Source organism: Bradyrhizobium sp. UFLA05-125 (genome assembly GCF_059803515.1).
The window spans coordinates 14,063-35,528 of record NZ_JBANBJ010000050.1; the positions used below are offsets into that span (position 1 = coordinate 14,063).

The 21,466-nt window shown below is 60.6% G+C and carries 14 protein-coding genes; 7 read left to right on the plus strand and 7 right to left on the minus strand.

The features are described from left to right. Positions 1 to 583 precede the first annotated feature (583 nt). From SO156_RS31930 to SO156_RS31940, 3 genes are all read left to right on the plus strand, one after another. Positions 584 to 1,591 carry a helix-turn-helix domain-containing protein gene (locus SO156_RS31930; protein WP_498537529.1) on the plus strand — a complete coding sequence of 336 codons (1,008 nt, stop codon included), beginning with the start codon at positions 584 to 586 and terminating at the stop codon, positions 1,589 to 1,591. Between the two features lie 101 nt (positions 1,592 to 1,692). Next, entirely contained in the window at positions 1,693 to 2,460 is a 768-nt protein-coding gene (locus SO156_RS31935) for an SDR family NAD(P)-dependent oxidoreductase (protein WP_498537530.1), read from the plus strand. Between the two features lie 59 nt (positions 2,461 to 2,519). After that, a complete protein-coding gene (locus tag SO156_RS31940) occupies positions 2,520 to 3,554 on the plus strand; it encodes an IS110 family RNA-guided transposase (protein ID WP_498537531.1) in 1,035 nt (344 codons plus the stop codon). A 481-nt stretch (positions 3,555 to 4,035) separates the two neighbouring features. Here SO156_RS31940 and SO156_RS31945 read toward each other — a convergent pair whose 3' ends face one another. Further along, positions 4,036 to 6,903: an ATP-binding protein gene (locus tag SO156_RS31945; RefSeq protein WP_498537532.1), complete on the minus strand. Its 2,868-nt coding sequence runs from the start codon at positions 6,901 to 6,903 to the stop codon at positions 4,036 to 4,038. A gap of 355 nt (positions 6,904 to 7,258) precedes the next feature. On the opposite strand from SO156_RS31945, the gene SO156_RS31950 reads away from it, so the two are divergent. The 4 genes from SO156_RS31950 to SO156_RS31965 are packed head-to-tail and all read left to right on the plus strand — an operon-like array spanning position 7,259 to position 10,964. Then, complete coding sequence (locus SO156_RS31950; protein ID WP_498537533.1) at positions 7,259 to 8,953, plus strand: thiamine pyrophosphate-binding protein; 1,695 nt, start codon at positions 7,259 to 7,261, stop codon at positions 8,951 to 8,953. A 37-nt stretch (positions 8,954 to 8,990) separates the two neighbouring features. Next, the gene (locus tag SO156_RS31955; RefSeq protein WP_458150849.1) at positions 8,991 to 9,314 is read left to right on the plus strand and encodes a putative quinol monooxygenase; all 324 of its coding nucleotides are present in this window, start codon (positions 8,991 to 8,993) and stop codon (positions 9,312 to 9,314) included. Positions 9,315 to 9,326: 12 nt separating this feature from the next. After that, positions 9,327 to 9,977 (plus strand): cysteine hydrolase family protein, encoded by a 651-nt coding sequence (locus tag SO156_RS31960; protein ID WP_458150850.1) that lies wholly within the window; start codon positions 9,327 to 9,329, stop codon positions 9,975 to 9,977. Between the two features lie 48 nt (positions 9,978 to 10,025). Next, positions 10,026 to 10,964, plus strand: coding sequence for an NADP-dependent oxidoreductase (locus SO156_RS31965; protein WP_458150851.1), 939 nt, complete (start codon positions 10,026 to 10,028; stop codon positions 10,962 to 10,964). A gap of 378 nt (positions 10,965 to 11,342) precedes the next feature. Here the strand turns inward: SO156_RS31965 and SO156_RS31970 are convergent, their stop codons facing one another. From SO156_RS31970 to SO156_RS31995, 6 genes are all read right to left on the minus strand, one after another. Further along, complete coding sequence (locus tag SO156_RS31970; protein ID WP_458150852.1) at positions 11,343 to 11,567, minus strand: hypothetical protein; 225 nt, start codon at positions 11,565 to 11,567, stop codon at positions 11,343 to 11,345. A 418-nt stretch (positions 11,568 to 11,985) separates the two neighbouring features. Continuing rightward, complete coding sequence (locus SO156_RS31975; protein WP_498537534.1) at positions 11,986 to 15,372, minus strand: adenylate/guanylate cyclase domain-containing protein; 3,387 nt, start codon at positions 15,370 to 15,372, stop codon at positions 11,986 to 11,988. A gap of 467 nt (positions 15,373 to 15,839) precedes the next feature. Further along, positions 15,840 to 16,604, minus strand: a complete 765-nt coding sequence (locus SO156_RS31980) for an ABC transporter ATP-binding protein (RefSeq protein WP_498537535.1) — start codon at positions 16,602 to 16,604, stop codon at positions 15,840 to 15,842. Further along, complete coding sequence (locus SO156_RS31985; RefSeq protein WP_498537536.1) at positions 16,549 to 18,612, minus strand: branched-chain amino acid ABC transporter ATP-binding protein/permease; 2,064 nt, start codon at positions 18,610 to 18,612, stop codon at positions 16,549 to 16,551. Before SO156_RS31985 ends, SO156_RS31980 begins: the two co-directional genes overlap by 56 nt. Before the next feature lie 12 nt (positions 18,613 to 18,624). Then, the gene (locus tag SO156_RS31990) at positions 18,625 to 19,554 is read right to left on the minus strand and encodes a branched-chain amino acid ABC transporter permease (protein ID WP_498537537.1); all 930 of its coding nucleotides are present in this window, start codon (positions 19,552 to 19,554) and stop codon (positions 18,625 to 18,627) included. 39 nt (positions 19,555 to 19,593) lie between these two features. Then, positions 19,594 to 20,847 (minus strand): branched-chain amino acid ABC transporter substrate-binding protein, encoded by a 1,254-nt coding sequence (locus SO156_RS31995; protein ID WP_498537538.1) that lies wholly within the window; start codon positions 20,845 to 20,847, stop codon positions 19,594 to 19,596. Positions 20,848 to 21,466: the final 619 nt, after the last annotated feature.

Below are 21,466 nucleotides of genomic sequence, written 5' to 3' on the forward strand. Positions count from 1 at the left end.
GTCGCACCGGCGGCCACACCCCCGGGCACAGCGCGGTTTGGCCTTGCGTTGGGCGGCGATCGGCTGACATTCGCCGGGTGTTGCAGCAAGCGACGCATGCGACGCAACCACTTCAATCCGGGCAGTCTCGCCGAACGCATCGGCCATCCGCCGGACGAGATTTTCGCGGCGCCCCACGCCTCCTACGCTATCCCACAGGTAATAGGTCGATGATCGAACCGGGCTTCTGCCCCGCCCCCGATCTTCGCCTTCCGGCGCAACATGCCTGTCGCGGTGCCACGCGCCCGGGCCGATGCCGACTATCGACGAGAACACACCCGCGTGAAGTGGCTTTTATTGGCAAAGCGGCCGATATCGCGATGTCGGACAGTGGCAAGCCCGAAACCGTCAGTAACTGCTTGGCCGTTTTGACGCGCTGGCGGAGTAGCCATTGGTACGTACCCTACTATCCTTAGGTTGAGGTTGAACTACCTGCTGAACTAGTCAGATTCGGCAGCCTGTACGATACCGCCAGGTGCCGTTTGCGCCCATAGTTGCTTACGTGAGGCAGCAACCTTGAACCTTCCTGAAGCGAGCTTCTGGCATGAGCAGACCGATCAACCACCAATGTTCACAAGACTCCGCGGTGGTGCCCGACACGCAGGAGAACAATTTTCAGATTGCCGAGTGCCCCCACGCCGATGCGGAAATGACCCGCGTGCTCAAGACGGCGCCACTCCGCATGGCTTCAGACCCATCCAGCGGCGTGATCACCTTCTGGAGACATGACCCCCTGCACGACGTGGTCCGGCCCATGGCCGACCACGTCATCATGACGTTCCCCGCCGAGCCAGTGCGGTTCGAGCGCCGCGACGGTAAAGCGTACGTGCACGGAATGACCCGTCCCGGGACCGTGACGGTCATTCCGGCCGGTTCAACCTCACGATGGGACATCTACCAGCCTTTAAGCGTCCTCCAGCTCTATCTCCCGCAGACAACGCTCAATCGCGTTGCCCACGAAGCCGGCACAACCGCCCCCGGCGAGCTTGTGGAGCGAACTGCGCATCCCGACCTCATTACATCCCGATTGCTGCTGAGCGCGGCCGACGCGCTGGACGGCTGCGCGGCGTTGGATACGCTATTCAGACACCAATTGACGGATCTTCTGGCGACGCGCCTGCTCGCGGCGCACGCCGGCCCACCTGCAACATTCCGACCGGTCATGGGCGGGCTGTCGCCCAAGGCGCTGAGGCGCGCCATCGAACGTCTGCGTTCGGACAGCGATGCGGACATATCGCTTGCCGCGCTGGCTACGGATGCAGGCCTTTCGCGCTTCCACTTCTGCCGCGCCTTCAAGGAAAGCACCGGACTGTCGCCGCATGCTTGGCTGCGCCAACACCATCTCGAGCAGGCCATGAACATGCTGCGTGACACCGACGATGCAATCGTGTCGATCGCAGCCGCTCTTGGCTATTCCTCTCAGACCGCCTTCGCCGCGGCATTCAGGAAGCTGACCGGCGAGAGCCCGAGCGATTGGCGGCGACGCACGAGGTACACATCTTCTTCGCCGACTGGCTTAGCGAGCGGCAAATGCCATCTCGTGACGAGGTAAACGCTGATGGCATGATCGACTGGGGCAGCCGCGGCGGGAAGCGACAATGTTTTCGACCACGAGCTTGATGGTTTCGGCAACGATGGCATCACCGATTTCAAGTGCAGCGTCGAAAGGAACAGGAGATTAAGACATTTCTCAGCATCGGAGCGGGCCGGGGAATGGGTTTCGCGACTGCCGAACGCTTTGCCAAAGAGGGTTTTCAGGTGGTTTTGGCCGCTCGGAACGTCGCCAAGACGCAGGAGCTGGCCGAAAGGCTGATATCAAAAGGGTACAAGGCTAACGTTCGCAGAGCGGACGCAGGCGATCCGAACAGCGTCGCGGAGCTGGTCGCTGAGGTTGGGAAGCAGCACGGCTCAATCGACGTCCTGCATTACAACGCCGTATCCGCGCGCAAGGCGACCCTCTCTGAACAGCCGCGCGACAGACTTCAACAGCGATCTCGCCGTGAACATCGGAGGAGCGCTCATCGCCGCTCAGGCTGTCGCCCCGAAGATGGAGGAGCAAAAGTCCGATGCGATCCTGTTGACCGGAGGTGGCTTCGCACTTGCTCCCAGCCCGGGGACTATCTCTCGATCAGCATCGGCAAGGCCTGCACCGCAGCGCATGACCAGGGAAGCGATCCAGCTATTGCTGACGGATTCTGCCGCTGCTCGAGCTACTGGACTGCGCAGCGAATTCCGCAAGGAGCTTCTGTGGGTCAAATTGACTCACCCCTTCCCCATCAAGCACTACGAGACTTCCGATGGCGGACCTGCTGGACCCTTGGTCGCAATATCCGAACGCTGATCGAAATGGGAAATCTGCTAGATGCCGTAGTGGGCCCGGCTCCGAGCCAAGGGGTGATGATGGTGGCTGTCCCCCGATAGATGATGAAACGGGGTCACGACTTGAGTCGGCCCCAAGCATCTGGAGACGGAGAACAGCCGTGGAGAACTATGCCGGAATTGACGTGTCATTGGAACTGTCGAGCGTATGCGTCGTGGATGCCCAGGGTAAGATCCCGAAGGAAACGAAGGTCGCGAGCGGACCCGACGCCTTAGTTGAGTTCTTCGAAATGCTTGGCTTTGCAGTGAAGCGGATCGGGCTGGAGGCTGGGCCGCTGTCGCAATGGCTGCATGCGGGGCTGAAAGAAGCGGGCTTCGAGACGGTTCTGCTGGAAACACGGCATGTGAAGGCAGCATTGTCAGCGATGACAGTGAAGACTGATCGCAAGGATGCACGCGGGATTGCCCAGTTGATCCGGATGGGATGGTTCAGCCCGGTGCACGCGAAGTCGATAGGGGCTCAAGAGATTCGAGCGCTGCTGGTTGCGCGCAAGCAGCTTCTTGGGCGACTTATCGATGTGGAATTGAGTATCCGAGGGATATTGCGTGGTTTTGGGCTGAAGGTTGGCCCTGTGACGCGAAAAACCTTCGAAGCGCGGATCCGAGAGTTGGTCGCGGGTCAGGCAACATTGGAGCGCATTGCCACGGCGATGCTTTCGGCACGATTGGCTCTGAAGGCAGAGTACGGAAGGCTACACAAGGCTGTGCTGGCAGCCGTACATGACGATGCGATCTGTCGCCGGCTGATGACAGTGCCAGGCGTTGGTCCCCTGGTGGCTATTACATACAAATCGGCGATTGACGACCCCAATCGCATCACGAAGTCAAAATCAGCCGGCGCGCTGTTTGGGCTAACGCCAAAGAAATACCAATCGGGAGAAAAGGACGTCACGGGCGGGATCACGCTGGCCGGTGACGAGATAGTCCGCACGGTGTTGTATGAAGCTGCCAACGTTCTGCTATCGCGCATCACGCGGTTCTCAAAACTCAAGCGCTGGGGGATGGACGTAGCCAAGCGGCGAGGCTCGAAGCGCGCCAAAGTCGCTCTGGCGCGCAAGCTCGCTGTGATCCTGCATCGGATCTGGGTCAACGGCACAACTTACCGATGGGCTGAAGCGGGACCGATCGCAGCATAGAACAGGTAGAGGAGATCAGGAACGCAACCGGGCTGAACTGAAGCCCGGTGCCCGAAGTCCTGTCGCCGGGACGGTGGATCCGGTGAAGCCGTTACACGCCCAGTGGCCGTCATCTGACGAACTACGCGTATCTAGATAGGCTCACCGCTCCCTCTGACAGCATGATGTGGCGGCCAGGCGTTGACCACGGACAGAAGCATGAGCTCGGCGGCGTGATGTTCCCTCGGGAGGCTTGACATCATCGGGCCCATTACAGAAGGGCGTGTAATCATTAACTCGCAGATGTCCGATCTTGAGGGCTAAGCGGAAATATTCCGCTCGGTCAGAGTATTACCGGTTTTGACCCGAAGCGGACTTCGGCGGGCCCACATGTCATATTCGCTTCCGGCGCGAAAGCGCACATTCTCGCGATGCGCGAGGCGTTTTCCGCGCGTCGTCACACCCGAAGCTGGGCCAGGCTGGGCGACCTTGCGCTTCACTTCTATTGATGCTGCTCCAACTCCGCCAGCAAACGCGCAGCTGTCATCGGATCTGCGGTGTCTCGCCCTTCCACGAATTGCTCGAGGATCGGCTGCAACAGTGTTCGACCGTGCTCCGATTTACCGCGATTGGCCCACAGTCGGGCCAGATCGATGGCGGTGCGCAGTTCCCATGCGCGAGCTTCTTGCTGACGGCTCAGTTCAAGCGACTGCGTAAAATACGCTTCTGCTTCCTCGATGTTGGGCTCCGGCATGGAAGCAAGCACGTTTCCCTTCACGCGCAACAATTCGGGCATGTATATAAGGTCGCCGTTCGTCGTTACGCTGAGAACCGCCTCATTGATCAGCGCCAAGCTCTCGCGGAACTCTCCGATTGTTGCCAGACCCTCGGCGAGCGCAATATTGAATTCGGTCGTAAACAGCTTGTAGTGCGCCGAATGGAGCGTTTCCAGAGAGCGCTGCAGGCTCCGGACTCCCTCGCTCGCATTGCCGCGACGAATCGCCAGTGCGCCCCTATGGCCTTGGCCGATGGCCAGATAAGGCTCCAAGGAATGCTGTTCGGCAAGAGAGACAAGTCTGTTCGCATGCTCATCAGCGCCTTCGAGATCGCCAGCCCGAATGAGGACCGCCACCCCCCAGACCAAAGCTCGGCAAAGCGCTACTGGATGGCCGATGGATGCTGCGTTCTTCACGCCTTGGTGCACGCGCTCCAAGGCCTGGTTTGGTTGGCCTTGCAGCCATAGTGTCCTAGCTAAATTGATATCAGCGTAGTTGTAATACTCAAAGTCGATATAGACCGTACCGGCCCTACGAGCACTCGGTCCGCCCAGACGCGCTTTCTCAAGCTCTCTGCGAGAGCCCGCGAGATCTCCTATATGGAGAAGTGAACTTCCGAGAAGAGAATGAGCCAGCGCCATAGCCGCCGGCCCGCCAATTCTCCTGGCAATGGCAGCGCCGCGCTCTGCATATTGTAAAGTGCCGTTGAAATCCGCGACGCGAGTGTGGAACAGGTGCAACAAGTTCATCAGGTACAATTGATAGGGTGCTTCATCACGCTGTTCGGCGATTGTGCGACTTCTGTCCAAGGCAGCTCGTGCCCCTTCACTGTTGCCGCGCGTGAACATTAGCGACACTCCAAGCGACGCCTGAAGATGCATTTCTTCGTGACCCGCGCGGCGCGTGTCGTCGAGTGCGAGAATTGCCCGCTCCGACCAGCGATGACATTCGGGCAAGAGCGACATTGCGAGAAATACCTGTGCGGCGGCAGCCGCGAGGCCGATGCCGATTTCAATATCGCCCTCCTGCCCGAAGCACCATTCAAGTGCCTTACGGACATTGTTCAACGCGGCAAAGTGAGGGAACCGCTCCACTCCGCTCGATAATGTCGGCCATTCGCTGCCGGACTGCTCCAGCCACCGTCGATAGTACGTCGCGTGACGCCCTGCCAAGCCGGCTGCTTCAGTGTCGTCGATCGCGATGTTGAGGAGGTAGGTGCGTGTCGTGTCAAGAAGCCGATAGCGCATCATGGCGTCTATCGGACGGATGGCGATCATCGATTTGCCAGCAAGGCTATCGATGGCCGCCAAAACCTGTGATTGATCGATGTCGTTGCTGGTGACGACCGCCAACGCGGCGTCGAGGCTGAAATGCCCGACGAATACGGCGAGCCGGCGCAGCACGACACGCTCCACTTCGGAGAGAAGCTGATAGCTCCAGTCGAGCGTCGCCTGCAACGTCTTTTGCCGCGGCGTCGTGCTGCGGTGTCCCAGCAAAAGCAGCGTGAGACTCTGGTCAAGAAGGGATTCGATTTGCTGCAGACCGTAGGCGTCGACGCGCCTGGCGACCAACTCGAGCGCGAGCGCCACACCGTCAAGTTTGCGGCAGATGCGCACAACAATTGCCACGTCGGCTTCGCTTAACTCCAGGTGAGCGCCACTCGCTGCCGCCCGTTCAATAAACAGGCGCGGCGCTGGAAATGTCTGCGCGGCCGCGCTCATGACCTCCGATTCTTCGGGCGGACAGGGGAGCGGATCCAGTCGATAGACATGCTCCCCTTCGACTTGAAGAACTTCACGGCTGGTCGCCAAAATGTGAACCTGCGGCGCCTTCGCGTAGATCTGCGATGCCAGTGCCGCAATGGCGTCGATGAGATGCTCGCAAGTGTCCAGAATAAGCAGCATCCGCTTGGTGCGCAGATAAGCGATCAAGGCCGGGGTCGCGTCCTCCGAGTGAACCGACAATCCCAGCATCGAAGCGATCGCCGTGGCCACCAGATTAGGATCGCTCAGCATGCTCAGGTCGACGAGCATGATCGCCCCCCTGAACGCTTCGCGCAGATGGTGGCCGACCGCGATAGCTACGGTGGTTTTGCCGACGCCACCAATGCCGACGATGCTGACCAGGCGGGCATCGATCAGATGAGTCGATATGCGCGGAACGTCCTCGTCGCGTCCGACCATGTGCGATAAACGGCCCGGCAGGTTGGCGTAAGGAAAACTGGCTGCAACTGCGCCAGCTGCGGAGTCCTGGTCGCTCGAACGCGAAACCGGCGCCACAAAGCAATAGCCCCGGCCCGCCAAGGTCGAGATGTAGCGGGCACCTTCTTTGCCATCGCGGAGCGCCCTGCGCAGGCTCGCCATGTGAAAGCGCAGGCTGCTTTCTTCGACCGTGACGTCGGGCCAAACGTGCGACAGTAGCTCATTCTTGCCGATGACGTCGTTAGGCCTGGAGACCAGCGCAATCAGAATGTCGAGAGCGCGTGCGCCCAATTCAACGGGAGCGCCTTCTCTGGTGAGCAGCCGTTCGCTCGGGGCCAGGCGAAAGGGCCCAAACGACAGGACATCTTTGCTTGACGCCACCCTCGGAACCATTGCGTTTCACGCTTGCCGGCCCTTGAGGCCCAATTTAGGACGGGAGGCCTCTCAAGTCATCTGGCTCTTAAAAGCTTGGCAGCGCTGGGCATTTTCTGACACCGCCCCGTGGCGTGACCACGTCCTGTTCCGGATCAAAGAGAGGAACCGAGCCTGGCATTGTCAGGCGCACACTCCTTGATGGTTGGGAACCATCCGCGCGCCGGTTCGCTCGCTCACGCTGTTCAAGTTGCACCTCTGGCAGCGGCTAACACCGCCTCACGGGACCTCACAGGGTCTCGCAACGCATAACGGGCGTTTCTCCCAGCTTCGCGTAAATAGGGTTGGCGAACGAAGCCAATCGAAGGAGTGGCAGATGGCCCAAATGGTAGCGGACGTCCTAGTCGGTGTGCTCGAACAGATCGGGGTTCGGCAGGTCTTCGGTCTGATCGGCGACTCCCTAAACCCGCTGGGCGACGCCGTTCGCCGTAGCAAGATAGAGTGGATCGGTGTCCGCCATGAGGAGGGAGCAGCGCTTGCCGCTGCGGGGCAAGCCAAGTTGACCGGTCGCTTGGGCGTGTGCGCGGGCACGACCGGTCCTGGCAGCACGCATCTCGTCGCCGGCCTTTATGAAGCGGCGCGCGACCATGCGCCGGTGCTTGCGCTTTCCGGCGACATGCCGCGCAAACTGCGCGGAACCGACTATGTCCAGACAACTGAACCGAATCTGCTTTTCCGCGACGTCTGCCTCTATAGCGAAACCGTTTCCTCGCCAGCACAGGCGCCGGCAGTGATTCATCAGGCGATCTCGGCTGCCTATGCGGGCCGCGGCGTCGCGCATCTGACGCTGCCGCAAGACGTGATTGCAGCCAAAGCTGATGGCAGCGTTACGAGCGTCGCCACGTTGAGGCCGTTGTCCGAGTTTGCTGCTAGCGCAACAGACGTCACTGCAATTGCGCGCCAAATCGATGCGGCCGAGAATATTGTCATCATGTGCGGCAGCGGATGCCACGGCGCCGCTAACGAGCTTCGGGCACTCTCGGATCGGCTCAACGCTCCCCTGATCCATTCGGTCAAAGGCAAGGATATCATGCCTTTTGACGACCTTCGCTGGATGGGCGGCATCGGCATGATTGGCACGAAAGCGGTCTACAACGCGATCATGCATTGCGACTTGCTTCTGATGCTCGGTACGGACTACCCGTATTCGGAATTTATGCCGCAAAAGGGTGCTGTCATTCAAGTCGACGAGAGGGCCGCCGTGCTCGGACGCCGGGCTCCGACCGCATTCGGCGTTGTTGGGTCAGTGCGACCGACCGTGAAGCTGCTGCTCGACCAGCTCGCCGCCAAGCGCGACAAAAAATTTCTCGAGCGTGTGACTAGCGAGCGTCGCAAGTGGGATGCGATGCTGGACGAGCAAGCGGACCCGAAGCGCAGCCGCGACCGCATCCATCCGCAGGCGGTCGCACGCGCGGTCAGCGATGCTGCCAAACGCGATGCGGTATTCCTCATCGATACAGGTCTCAACACACTCTGGTCCGGCAACTGGATTCGGCAGACTGGATCGCAGCGGATCCTGGGTTCGTTCAACAATTGCGGTGTCGGAACCGCGCTTGGTCAGGCAAACGGCATCCAGGTGCTGGATCGCTCACGCCAGGTCATCGCCCTTTGCGGCGATGGTGGTTTCAACATGCTGATGTGCGAGTTCCTGACGGCCGTGCACCACAAGCTGCCGGTGAAGGTTATCGTCTATAATAATTCCGGCCTTGGCCTCATTTTCCTGGAGGCCGAGGGCGTAGGTCTGCCGGCTTTTCGGGAGGCGATCGAATTTCCGAATCCGGATTTTGTCGCGCTCGCCCGCGCCTGCGGGGGCCATGGATTCAGGGCAAGGCATCCGGACGAGTTGCATGGCGCGATCGCCGAAGCACTTGCAGTCGACGGGCCCGCGATCATCGATTGCGTCGTCGCGGCCGACGAGCTGCCCAACATTCCCCATATCGAGCTCGACCTCGCGGCCCACTATGCCGTCGCGAAGGTCAAGGAAGCCGTGATCGCAGTCACGGGACGATAGATCATCACGTAAACGCCCATCATTGAGGAGAGCTGTCATGTCCAAATTTGCGAATGTCGTCACCATCGAGGTTGTCCCGGGGCAGAGAAATCAGGTCGTCACTTTGCTGCTGGCGCACAAGGCACGCCTGAAAGATGAGCCGGGCACGCTGCAATTCGAAGTCCTGCTGGCGAAAGACGAGGATACGACAGTTCGCGTCTACGAAATGTATCGGGATGCCGCGGCATTCGAAGCCCATCTGAAAGGGCCCTCCCTTGCGCGATGGAAAGAAGAGACTGCCGGAATGGTGGTGAAACTTCATGGGGTGCGCTGCGCGGTCGTGGACGAGCCGGTCCGCCAGCGCGCAGCAGCCGGCCACTGAGGAGACAACGTCATGACGACCCCGACATATGACAAGAGCATCAGCGCCCTCCTGGTGGTCGATCCCTACAACGACTTCATTTCCGAGGGAGGCAAGATCTGGCCCCGCATCAAGGCTGTGGCTGAAGCAAATGGCTGCGTCCCCAACATGCTGAAGGTCCTGAATGCCGCGCGCGCGGCGAAGCTTCGCGTCTTCTACGTGATGCATCATCGATATCGTGCGGGCGACTACGAGACATGGACCTACATTGCGCCGATTCAACGCGCCACGTGGCAGCACAAAGCGTTCGAAAACGGCACATGGGGTGGCGAATTTCGCGCCGAGTTCGTGCCGGCGCCAGGTGAGATTGTCGCGCAGGAACACTGGTGTTCCAGCGGCTTCGCCAACACCGACCTGGACTTGCAGCTCAAGAAACACGGCATCCATAAGCTGATCGTCGTCGGGCTCATCGCGCATACCTGCATCGAAGCGACTGTGCGCTTCGCCGCCGAGCTCGGCTATGACGTCACCGTCGTTCGGGATGCGACGGCGGACTACACGGACGAGATGATGCATGCTGCCCTGGACATCAATATCCCGAATTACGCGAGTGCAGTCGTGACCACCAGTCAGATCGTTGCGTCGATCTCGGCGGCCAACATGCTGGATGATGCTGTCCGGTAATGAGCAGGCCCGGGCGCTGTTGAATTGAAGCATATCCAGGAGTGTCTCATGACCATGATGGATGTCGTCAGGATCGACACGTTCGGCGCGCGTGAGGTCATGAAGTTCCGAAGGCTTCCGGTCCCCGCGCCAGGGCCGAACGAAATACTGCTGAGGGTGAAGGCGGCGAGCATCAACCCGGTCGATTGGAAGATCCGCGAAGGCCGATATCCCGCGGTCAAATCCGACATGCTGCCCTACGTGCTCGGCCGCGACGTATCAGGCGTCGTGGAGGCTTGTGGCGCGGAAACAACCGGACACCGGAAGGGCGACCAAATCTATGCGATGCTGGGCATCGATCGCGGAGCCTATGCCGAGCATGTCATCGTCAAAGCCAACGAGGGTGCCCCGAAGCCAAGATCAATCGACCATCTCACCGCCGCAGGAGTGCCGTTGGCAGGGCTGACCGCCTCGCAGGGGCTGTTCAGATATGGAGAACTGAAGGCAGGGCAGCACGTCTTGATCCACGGCGGATCAGGCGGCGTCGGCCACTTGGCCATCCAGTTGGCGAAAGCGAAGGGTGCTCACGTGATTACGACCGTTTCGGAGAGGCATTTCGCGTTCGTCAGGGAAATCGGCGCGGACGTCGTAGTCGATTACAAGAAGCAGAAGTTTGAAGACGTGGTGTGCGAGGTCGACGTCGTATTCGACCTGATCGGCGGCGAGACGCGGAAGCGTTCCTGGCCCGTGCTGAAAAAAGGCGGCATCCTCGTTTCAACGATGATGGAGCCGTTCCAGGAGAGCACGCGCGAATTCGGCGTGCGCGCTGCGCGTTTTACCGTTCAGGAGAACGGGGAAGAGCTCCGCGAGATAGGTAGCTTGATCGATGCCGGCAAGGTCAAGCCGAAGATCAGCAAGGTGTTTGACTTCCACGACGTCAGTTCAGCCCACGAGTATGTCGAGAAAGGTAACACCGAAGGCAAGGTGGTCCTCAGAGTTGCGGACTGAGACCGGACTAGCATTCACGTGACGTGGAGTTGCGCGAGGTCATTGAGTAGTTGGGCGTGCCTGTTCGGGAGTTTCTTGCTGCACCTGCTTACGTCCGATTATGGCCCTTCTGCGACCTCGGGCAATGTCCGCTCTTCCGCCGCTGTTGGGGGTTGAGCGGACATCAGTCGGCCAAGCGCTTACTGAGTACACGCCCTCGTACTCAAGTGCCTCGCGGAAAATGATGTAGAAGACGTGCCATAGTAACCGGTACCGGTACCTTGGTCGCTTCAATCCCGACTAATGCCCCCGGGTCCTCCCCCCGCGACGCTAGGCGGAGCGTGTGCTTACTGTTGCGCCGGGCGTGATGGGGTGTCTGGCCGACCGGTCCGGCAGCCGTTAGCGGCGGCGAGGCACCGCCAGCTCCGCGCGCATCTCATACTCTTCGATGATGAGGCCGCCAAGCTCGCTGCCATGGAAGACGCCGGTGAGCTGACGCTCGATAAACTTGTATTCGGCGCTGCCCTCGCGCGCGTGCTTCAAGCGATAGGCCAGATCGGCGATTGTGTCTTCCAGCTCGATCTCTTCGGCAGTCTTCGGAACGTCAGGGTCGTAAACAGTCATTGGTCCCTCGGTGACGGCGATTTTTGCGGGTGGGGCTGCGGCTGTGTATAAGAGACAGAAGTGAGAGTGCGGAAGACGACGGCCCTTCCGAGAGCAACTCATTTTCGTCGCAGGTCACGGGATCGCTCCCGCACCCCTGAATAGGAATCTACCTACTCCAATGCAGGGTCACAATGCCCCAAAGCGCTCTGACAGTTACCCCTGAGACTGGATGAAAAAACAGGACCTGACCGCATTCAATCTCTGCTTACCGTGGCCGGGATCCGCGCCATTGGCTTCAAATTCGTCTTAAAGGAACGGCCGCGACGTTAACAGCAGGAGAGCGTATTTATCGACGCCCGCTATGCCCCGGTCGCGACAAAATTCTGCAGCGCTGGCGCGACGGGCCAAGAGCCGACCTCTCTTTGCTCCTTTGCCGCTATAAGCACTCTCGCTGCCTGAGCTCATCCAGCAGGGCCTTCGCCTCCTTCAGGTCGCGGGTGTCGAAACCCTCGGTGAACCAACCATAGACCGGGGCAAGAAGATCGTGGGCCTGCTGTCGTTTGCCCTGATCGTACCACAGCCGCGCCATGCTCACAGCCGCACGCAATTCCCAGGACTTTGCTTGCTGCTGACGAGCGACCGCCAGCGCGTGTTCGAAATATTCTTCCGCTTTCGTTGCGTCAGGATCGGGCAACGATAGCGCGATTTCGCCTGCCATGCGCTTGATTTCGGCCTCAAACCAACTTTCCTTGGTTGTTTCTGCCTTGATCATGGCTTCGTGAATGCAGGACAGTGCATCATCGAAGTTGTCGAGTTCAGCATGAGCGCCTGCCAGGTACGATAACCAGAATGGCTCTAGCGCTGTTGCCGCCGTTGACCGACGCGCGATGATACCCGAGGTGATCACATGGACGGCGTCTGAGACCTTCCCAGTGAGGGCCAAGACGCAACCTTGGGCCAGCGTTCCGAGTGACCCCCAAAACAAGGAACCTCTTTCGTCTGCCAGGGGCACAAGTTCATCAGCTTCGGCGCTTGCTGCCGCATAGTTTCCGCAGCAGATATGGGTAAAGGATGTATGGAACAGGGCATACATCAACGTGGCCGCTTGGCCGATCTCGCGCGCTTCCTTGAGCGCCTGTTCAGCGTCTCTGCGTGCAGCCTCGGGGAAGCCAAGAAGCCACAGAGCCCAGGACCGATAGGATAGGGCTGCGACCCTGATGTCCTGGCCAAATCGAGCCGCCAGCGCGCGATGCTCGGCGGGATCGTAGATCGCGATCGCCTGATCGTAATGTGCCCGACTTTCCGCAAGGGCCCCCGTACACATCAGAGACGTACCCATAAGACGATGCCCAAGCATGAGTGGAACCATCGTTCCCCGCTTCTCGGCAAGCGCCAAGCACTCTGTCGCAAAGTCGAGGAGAGCGTCGCTGTTGAACCCGATATAGTTCGCGACCCAGAACCCATAGAGGACTGAAAACAGGAGCAACGGGTCTTCAGGGGACTCTCCGAGTGACTCCACTTGCTCGATGAAGGCGCGGGCTCGATCGAGAGATGCGATAGTCTCAGGGGCCGCGTGGCCCTTGGTGTGCATCAAAGCATTCACGAGCGCGACCTGCAGGTTGATCTGGTCGCGACGCAGCGCTGGTGTGCCCGGCAGCGTCGCAATCTGTGAAAGAGCGCGGATTAGCTGAACCGTCGCCTCTACTAGCGCTGAACGCGCTAGCGACCGCTGTCCCGCCTTGCCCCATAAGGCCGCCGCCTTCTCGATCAGCCCGGCCTCAGTGCAGTGATGTGCCAGCAACTCCAGTTGGCTCTCGGCTGTCTCGGCGAATTGGCTTTCAACTGCTTCGGCAATGCGCGCGTGAAGCGCGCGGCGGGGCTCGCGCAGCAACGTGCCATAGGACGCGTCCCGCACCAAGGCATGCTTGAATACATAAGTCGCATTCGGCGGCAAGTCCAACCTGAAAAGCAAACCAGTCTGTATGAGACGGTCTAGCGCCGACCCCAGTTCCGCCTCTGGCATGCGCACCACCGCCACCAGGAGAGCATGCGAAAACTCCCGACCGATCGCCGCGCCAATCTGTGCCACTTCTTTGGCAGGGCCGAGCCGGTCGAGCCGCGCCATCAATGAGGCGTGCAAACTTGCGGGGACCGCCAAGGCCGGGGACGGAACGACGGCAATCGTGCGTTCGACCGCGCTCTGGCCCTCCGCCTCCAGCACTGCCTTCGTCATCTCCTCCACGAACAGGGGGATGCCATCGGTACGTTCGATGATGTCCTGCCTGATGCCCGCGGGCAGCAGCGTGTTGCCGACTACGCCGTCGATCATGGCGCCGACTTGGCGTTTCGTCAGCCGATTGATCGTCATGGCGGTCACGTGCGGCCGCCCGATCCAGGGCGCCTCGAACTCCGGCCGGAACGTCACGATCATGAGAACGGGAACCGTTGCGATCAGGTCTAGCGTGCGACCGAAGGCTTCCAGGCTCGTGGGATCGCCCCAGTGCGCATCCTCGACGATCATCAGCACGGGGCTGAAGCGCGCCAGGGTTTCCAGCTGAATGCCGAGTGCTTCCAGCATTTTCTGACGCCGCTGTCCGGGAGCAAGCTCCAGAGCGGGGTAGCGTCCGTTGTTGGGAAGTGACAGCATCTCGGCCAAAAGCGCCGCGTCTTGCGGGGACGTCCTGGTCTGTGCCAGCAGGGCACCGAGCTTTTCGAGCTTTGTTTGCGGTGTGTCCCCGACTGCAAATCCGGCGGCAGTTTCAAGCTGCCCAATGATTGGATAAAATGCACTGTTCGTGTGTTGCGGCGAGCAGAAGTAACGTAACCGCGTGTGAGGTTCGGCTGCAATCCCCTCCATTAGCGCGGTTGAGAGCCTGGATTTGCCTATCCCGGCCTCGCCGGATAGCATCACCACCTGACCTTTGCCCCTTTTTGCTTGCGACCAGCGCCTCAATAGCAGTCCAAGTTCTTCTTCTCGTCCCACCAGTGCAGTCAGCCCGCCGGGGTGCATCGCCTCAAAGCGGCTCTCGATAGAACTTGCCTGCAGCGCGCGGAAAGCTTTCACTGGCCCGGCGAACCCCTTGAGCTCCCCTGGCTCCAGGTCGCGCAGCTCGAAGAGGTTGCCGAGGAGCCTTCGCGTGCCTTCGGCAATGACAACCGTGTTCGGCTCAGCGATCCCCTGCAGACGAGCCGCCAGGTTCGGCGTCTCGCCCACCACCCCGCGCTCCTGCGCCTCGCCGGCACCAACGAGATCGCCGACCACGACCAAGCCCGTCGCGATCCCAATACGCGCCCGGAGCGGCTTCTGGATACCCAGCTTGCCGATCGCCTCGATGATCGCCAGTCCCGCCCGGACGGCACGCTCGGCATCATCCTCATGGGCGTGGGGATAGCCGAAATAGATGAGCACCCCATCGCCCATGTACCTGGCCACGAAGCCGTCGAACCGGGCGACCGTTTCCGCGACGCACCTATGATAGGCGCCGATTACCGAACGCAGATCCTCTGGGTCGAGCGTGGTCGAGAGCGCGGTCGAGCCAACGAGGTCGGTGAACATCACTGTCAGTTGGCGACGCTCGGCGTCGTCTCGCCGAGTTGGCTCGATATCCAAGAGTGCAGAAGGTGCCGTTACGGCAGCCGAGACGTTGCTGAGATCGCGGATCGCACGCCGCATTTTCAACCGGTGGCCCAGCGAAACGCCAAGGTCTTTGAGATGTTGATCGGTCAAGTCGGGGAGAACGGCCATATCAATGTCGTTCTCGGCAAACCTCTCCGCGTACTCGGCCATGCCGAGCTTTTCGAGCCATTCAGCAATTTGCTGCATCGCGGCCCTCTTCGGACTTGACGCTGTCCGTCCTCACCGACAGGACAGAAAGTCTACCACGCGCACCGATTTATTGTAGCGCCCAAAGGAGGGGCGCATGTCCGGTCAGGGCCAGAAGCAGACTCATGCAGTGCACCACGCCGCTACTCGACAATAGCCTGCAGGGCCGGTTTCATCGCAGATGGAAAAGCTTCGCGATTACTTTCGTCTGTGATGATCGCGGCAAGTTGGCATTCGAAGGCCCGCAGTCGTGCAGCCTCGCTGCTCGATAGTTCTGCTGGAGACACAATCGTCATCCCCTAGACGCAAGAACGCTCAACAATAGCAGCTCTCGGTGCAAAGGACCTTCTGGTTTGGGTTATTCATATACACCGGGACTTCTACGATAGATTTGCTTTCCCGCCGGCGTGTTTTCTGCCTTCTCATTGCTCTCCGGCCATTCCAGCCGACGCGCCGACCTTCGCTTCCTATTGCGTCTTCATCTCCCCGAGATAGGCTTGCTGCACCATCTCGTTGTCACGCAGATCTTTCGCGGAACCTTGCAGCACCACCTCGCCGGTTTGGAGCACGTAGCCGTAATGGGCGATCGAGAGTGCCATATTGGCGTTTTGCTCGACCATGAAGATGGCGGTGCCCTGTTTGTTGATCGCCTGGATGATGTCGAAGACCTGATCGACGAAGGCCGGCGAGAGCCCCATGGAAGGCTCGTCCATGCAGAGAAGCCTGGGGCGGGCCATGAGCGCGCGAGCCATGGCGACCATTTGCTGCTCGCCGCCCGAAAGCGTGCCGGCGAGCTGCGTCAGCCGCTCCTTGATGCGCGGGAAGAGCTCGAAGACGCGCTCCTTGTCGGCTTCGATCCCCTTGGGGTCCGAGCGTGTGAAGGCGCCCATTTCGAGGTTCTCGAGGACTGTCATGCGCGGGAACAGGCGCCGCGCCTCCGGGACCGGCGCAATGCCGCGTTTGACGCGTTCGGCGGTCGGGAGATTGTTGATTATGGCGCCGCCATAGGTCACGGTGCCGCTCTTCGGCTTCACGATGCCGAAGATCGTTTTCATCGTGGTGGATTTCCCCGAGGCGTTGCCTCCGAGCAGACACACGATCTCGCCTTCACCCACCCGGTAATTCACGCCTTTGAGCACGTGAAGTTCGCCGTAGTAGGTATTGACGTCGTTGAACTCAAGAAGCGGCGGCAGCCTTTGCGATTTCGTCTGTTGAGCGTCCGAGATAGGCACGCAGAACGTCCTTGTTCGAGTGGACTTCCCTGGGCGTGCCCTCGGCGATCTTCTGGCCGTAATCAAGCACGATGACTTTGTCGGCGATCTCGTTCACGACGGCGAGCTTGTGCTCGATCATGAGCACGGTGACGCCGCGATCGCGCAGATGCCGGATCTGATCGGTGAGCTCGAGCGTCTCGGTCGGGTTCATGCCCGCCGTCGGCTCATCGAGGAGCAGCAGGACGGGCTCCGAAACGAGTGCGCGCGCGATCTCGAGCCTGCGGCGATTGGCATAGGACAGCGTCTTCGCGAGATGCTGGATGCGCGGCATCAGGCGATTGCCGAAGATCGAGATGACCTCGATGACGCGGGCACGCGAGGCCTCCTCCTCGCGCCGCACATGCGACGTGCGCAGCACGGCGCCGATAGCGCCCGTCGAGGTGCGCGTATGCGTGCCGACGAGCGCATTCTCTATCAGCGACATGTTGGCGAAGAGGCGCAAATTCTGGAAAGTGCGCGCGATGCCGCGCTCGACGATGAGATGGGGCGGCAGCCCCGTCACATCCTCTCCGGCGAGTAGAACCTTGCCGCCATTGGGCGGAGTCAAGCCCGTGATGAGGTTGAAAAAGGTCGTTTTGCCGGAACCGTTCGGGCCAATGATGCCGACGATCGTTCCCGGCATCACATCGAGATCGATGCCTCTGACGGCCTGAATGCCGCCGAAGGATTTCCAGAGGCCCCTGACCTCGAGGAGCGGCTTGTTCGGGTCGATCGCCCTGCGGTGCAACGGCGCAAGCGCGTTCTGAATTGCGCCGCGCGTCGGCACCGCCGTCTGCTGCGCATGGGAGAGCGCCGATACCGCCGCCCGCTCGGGAATGAGGCCTTGGCGCCTGAAGCGCATCATGAGCACGAGGATGACGCCGAAGATGAGCTCGATCGATTGCACGAGATCGAGTCTCTGGAAGAACTCGATTCCCGTGAAATGACCGAAGGCGTGGATCCACTGCGTTAGATCCTGGAGGAACCAGGATTGCAGGAGTTGCAAGAGGAGCGCGCCCAGCACGACGCCGGCGACGCTTCCCGTTCCGCCGAGCACGATCATGACGAGCAGCATGACCGAGACCGGAAACATGAACATCTCAGGCGTCGCGGTCTGCAACTTCGCGACGTAGAACGTGCCCGTGGCGCCCGCGAAGCCGGCGCCCGTCGCGAAGGCTAGGAGCTTGAGCTTCACGCGGTTGACGCCCATGGCTTCCGCCGCGATCTCGTCCTCGCGGATGGCGAGCCAGGCGCGTCCGATGCGCGAATCCTTGAGGCGAATGCTTACGAAGATCAGGAGCGCCGCCAGAGCGAGCCCGAGATAGAAGAACGGGGTCGACTTGACCCCGAAACTATAGCCGAACAGCGACGGCGAAGAGACACCGTTCAGGCCCATGGCGCCATTCGTCAGATAGGGCGTATTGCGCGCCACGATCGGCACGATCTCGCCGAACCCCAAGGTTACGATGGCGAGGTAATCGCCCTTGAGGCGCAAGGTCGGCGCGCCGAACAGCACGCCGAAGAGCGCCGCGATGATCGCCGAGATCGGAAGCATCAACCAGAAGGACACGGTGAAATGTACCGTGCCTGGGCCGCCCGCGTCCTCGATATGCTGGACTAAGCCGAGCCACTGGAACGGCTCCCAGAAACCCCACCATTCCGGCTGCACCTGGTAAGAGGAGAAGATGCCGTAGGCATAGGCGCCGATGGCGAAGAAAGCGGCATAGCCGAGATCGAGGAGGCCAGCGAAGCCGACCACGATATTGAGGCCGAGTGCCAGGATCGCGAAAGCGAGCGCGTTCGCGGCGGCGTCGATGATGCCTTCATTGGGGAAGATGAAGGGAAAGCAGAGGCCGAAAGCGAGGATGGCGACGAGGAAAGCCCGGCGGCCCCTCCTCCCTTGCGTCCATTCCCGGAAGCCCGAGGAAGCTCCGCTTTGGTCAATCCCCGGGGCCGCGTCCGATTGTTGAAGTTGCGGTTGGGCCATGGAGGACCACTTCTAGGATTTCGTGGGAGCCGCGCGTCCGAGCAAACCGGTCGGACGGAAGACCAGGACCAGTACCAAGATTGAGAAGATGATCACATCGGTCCATCGCACCTCGAGATACTGCCCCCCGAGCGATTCGATGAGGCCGATCAGCACGCCGCCCAGCATGGCGCCCGGCAGACTGCCGATGCCGCCGAGCACGGCCGCGGTGAAGGCCCGCAAGCCCGCCGTGTAGCCAATCGCGAAATTAGTATAATTATAGTACAGACCGAAGATGAAGCCCGCGGCACCCGCCAGCGCCGAGCCGAGGAAGAAGGTGATGAGCACCACTCGGTCCACGTCGACGCCCATCATGCGGGCCGCTTCCTGATCCTGGGCAGTCGCCTGCATGGCTTTGCCCATCTTGGTGCGCCGCACGAAATAATGCAGGGCGAGCATCAGGAGGATCGACACCGTCCAGAGCAGCACCTCGCGCAGGCGCAGCACGACTCCACCGATCTCCCAGCGCACCGGAGGCATGGGGTTCGCGTAGTTGATCGTCTCGGCGCTGACCCCGAGCAAGATGAGGTTATAAAGGATGTAGGAGATGCCGATGGTGGTGATCATCGGCGCAGTGCCCGATACGTTGCGCAGGGCCCGCAAGCCATAGCGCTCGATCACCACGCCCAGCGCGCCTGTGCCCAGCATCGTCACGATGAGCACGAAGAGGAGCACGCCGACCAGGGGCAGGCCGTAAAGCACCTCGCTCTGGCCGAAAAAGCCAAGAGCATGCATCACCCAAAGGGCGATGAAGGAGCCCACCATGAAAACGTTGAAGTGGGCAAAGTTGATGAGCTCGATGATCCCGTAGACCATCGTGAACCCAAGCGCGAGGAGCGAATACATCGCGCCCAGGCTCACTCCATTTATCACCTGCTGAAGCAGGATTTCCCAAGAACTCACTCTCCGGCTCCCGCCTCAGTGTTGCAGGGTCAGCACTGATCAGGACTGGGGCGCCGTTCCGACGTAGATCTGCTGATGTTGGTAGTCGTCCGCGGGAACTTTACTGTCGCGCTTGTACTGGAAGACGCTGACGGTGCGGTCCTTGATGTCACCGTTTTCGTCGAAGGAGATCATGCCTTGCAGGGTCTTGAGGTTCGAGGCCTGCATGGCATCGCGCACATTCGTGCGGTTCACTTCCTTGCCGCTCACAACGACTCGCTTGATAGCGTCGATCACCACCAGCGCCCCGTCATAGGCCGTGATCGAATAGTCGGTCGGCTGCTGCTTATACCTCTCGGTGAAGGTCTTCACGAAAGCAGCCGCGGCCGGATCATCGGTCATATGCGGACCCGCATTGGTCGAATACCAGCCCTCGACCGCCGGCCAGCCGACGCCGGTGAAGAAGCTGCCGCCTTGGATGCCATCGCCGCCGCCCTTCGGCATCTTCGGGATGACGTCATAGGCTTGCTTGGCGAGCTTGACACCGGCTTGCGCGACGCCGCCGTAATAGAGCGCGTCGGGATTGAGGCCTTTGATTTTGGTGAGGATCGTCGTGTAATCGGCCTCCTTCGGGTTGAGCTGGTCGCGGCCGACGATCTTGATCCCGTTCTTCTCGGCCTGTTTTTGGAAGGCGTCGGCGATGCCGACCCCGTATGCGCCCGCATCGTCGAGCACATAGACCGACTTCACCTTCAAGGTTTGGGAATAGAAGTTCGCCATGTTCGGGCCTTGGAAGGCGTCCGTCGTGACGGTGCGGAAATAGATTGGCTTGCCCTTCGGCCTGAATTGGCCGGCCATCTTCGGGTTCGTGATATCAGGATTGGTCGAGCTCGGCGTGATGGTGGCGAGATCGGCTTCGCTCAGGATCGGCGTCATCGCCTTGCCTTCGCCGCTCATTTGCGGGCCGAGATTGGCGACGACCTGCGGATCGGAGATCAGCTTCTTAGTGTTGGTCGCGGCCTGAGCCGGATCATATTGGCCGGCAGTCGCAGTCCCGCTGTCGTAAGTCACGATCTCGATCTTATAGCCGGCTATGTCACCCTTGGCGTTGGCTTCGTCGATCGCAATCTGAAAGCCGTGCTGGATCTTCGACGCATCGTCAGCATCGGCGCCCGTCAGCGGCAGGGTCACGCCGACCTTCACGACCTTCTGCTGGGCCTGCACGGCGACGATGCCGCCTGCACCCGCCAAGGCCGCCACGCCAGCGACAGCGGCAATACTGAAGGCACGACGCGTGTGTTTGGATTGTTTCATGATCATCACCTCGTTGACGTCCGGAACCAAGGCTCCTCGCGGCGTCGCTTGGCGGCCGTGGTCACTCACTAAAGGCACGAGCGTGCCAATGGTCAGGAATAAGGGGCGAGCAATCCGACGCAGTCGGCGTGGGCCGGCACCGTTGATTTCGCCGCCCGCCCTCCCCGGATCGGCATCCTCAGCATACCTCTATTCGCAAACGTAAGCCGTGAAGTGCCGCCAGAGCAATAAGAAAAGATGCTAGATCCTCAGGGGCGCCAGTTCCGCCCCTGGCCCGCCACGCCATTTCGCTGCGCTGCGGAGCTTGGTCGCTATCGGAGCATAGCGGACATTAAGTAGGACGCACCGCCCTTCTCATCTGCAACCGTGGATTTTCTCGCCGCAAATATCTTGAATAGCTGCGGTCGCGACGGTCCCCGCGGGTCGTCCGCGGCCTGTAGGACCCGGGAATCCATGCGGGTGGTCGCTATCGTTGGGGCTGTCATCCTCCTCGCTCGTATCCGCGCCGTTCTCAAGTGTCAGGGTCGGGAATGCTACTCTCGCGAATGCAGCGGTACAGCGTCAGCCGATGGCGTCCCGACCCGATGGTGGCGATTGAAGCGAGAAGCGCGCGGCTACC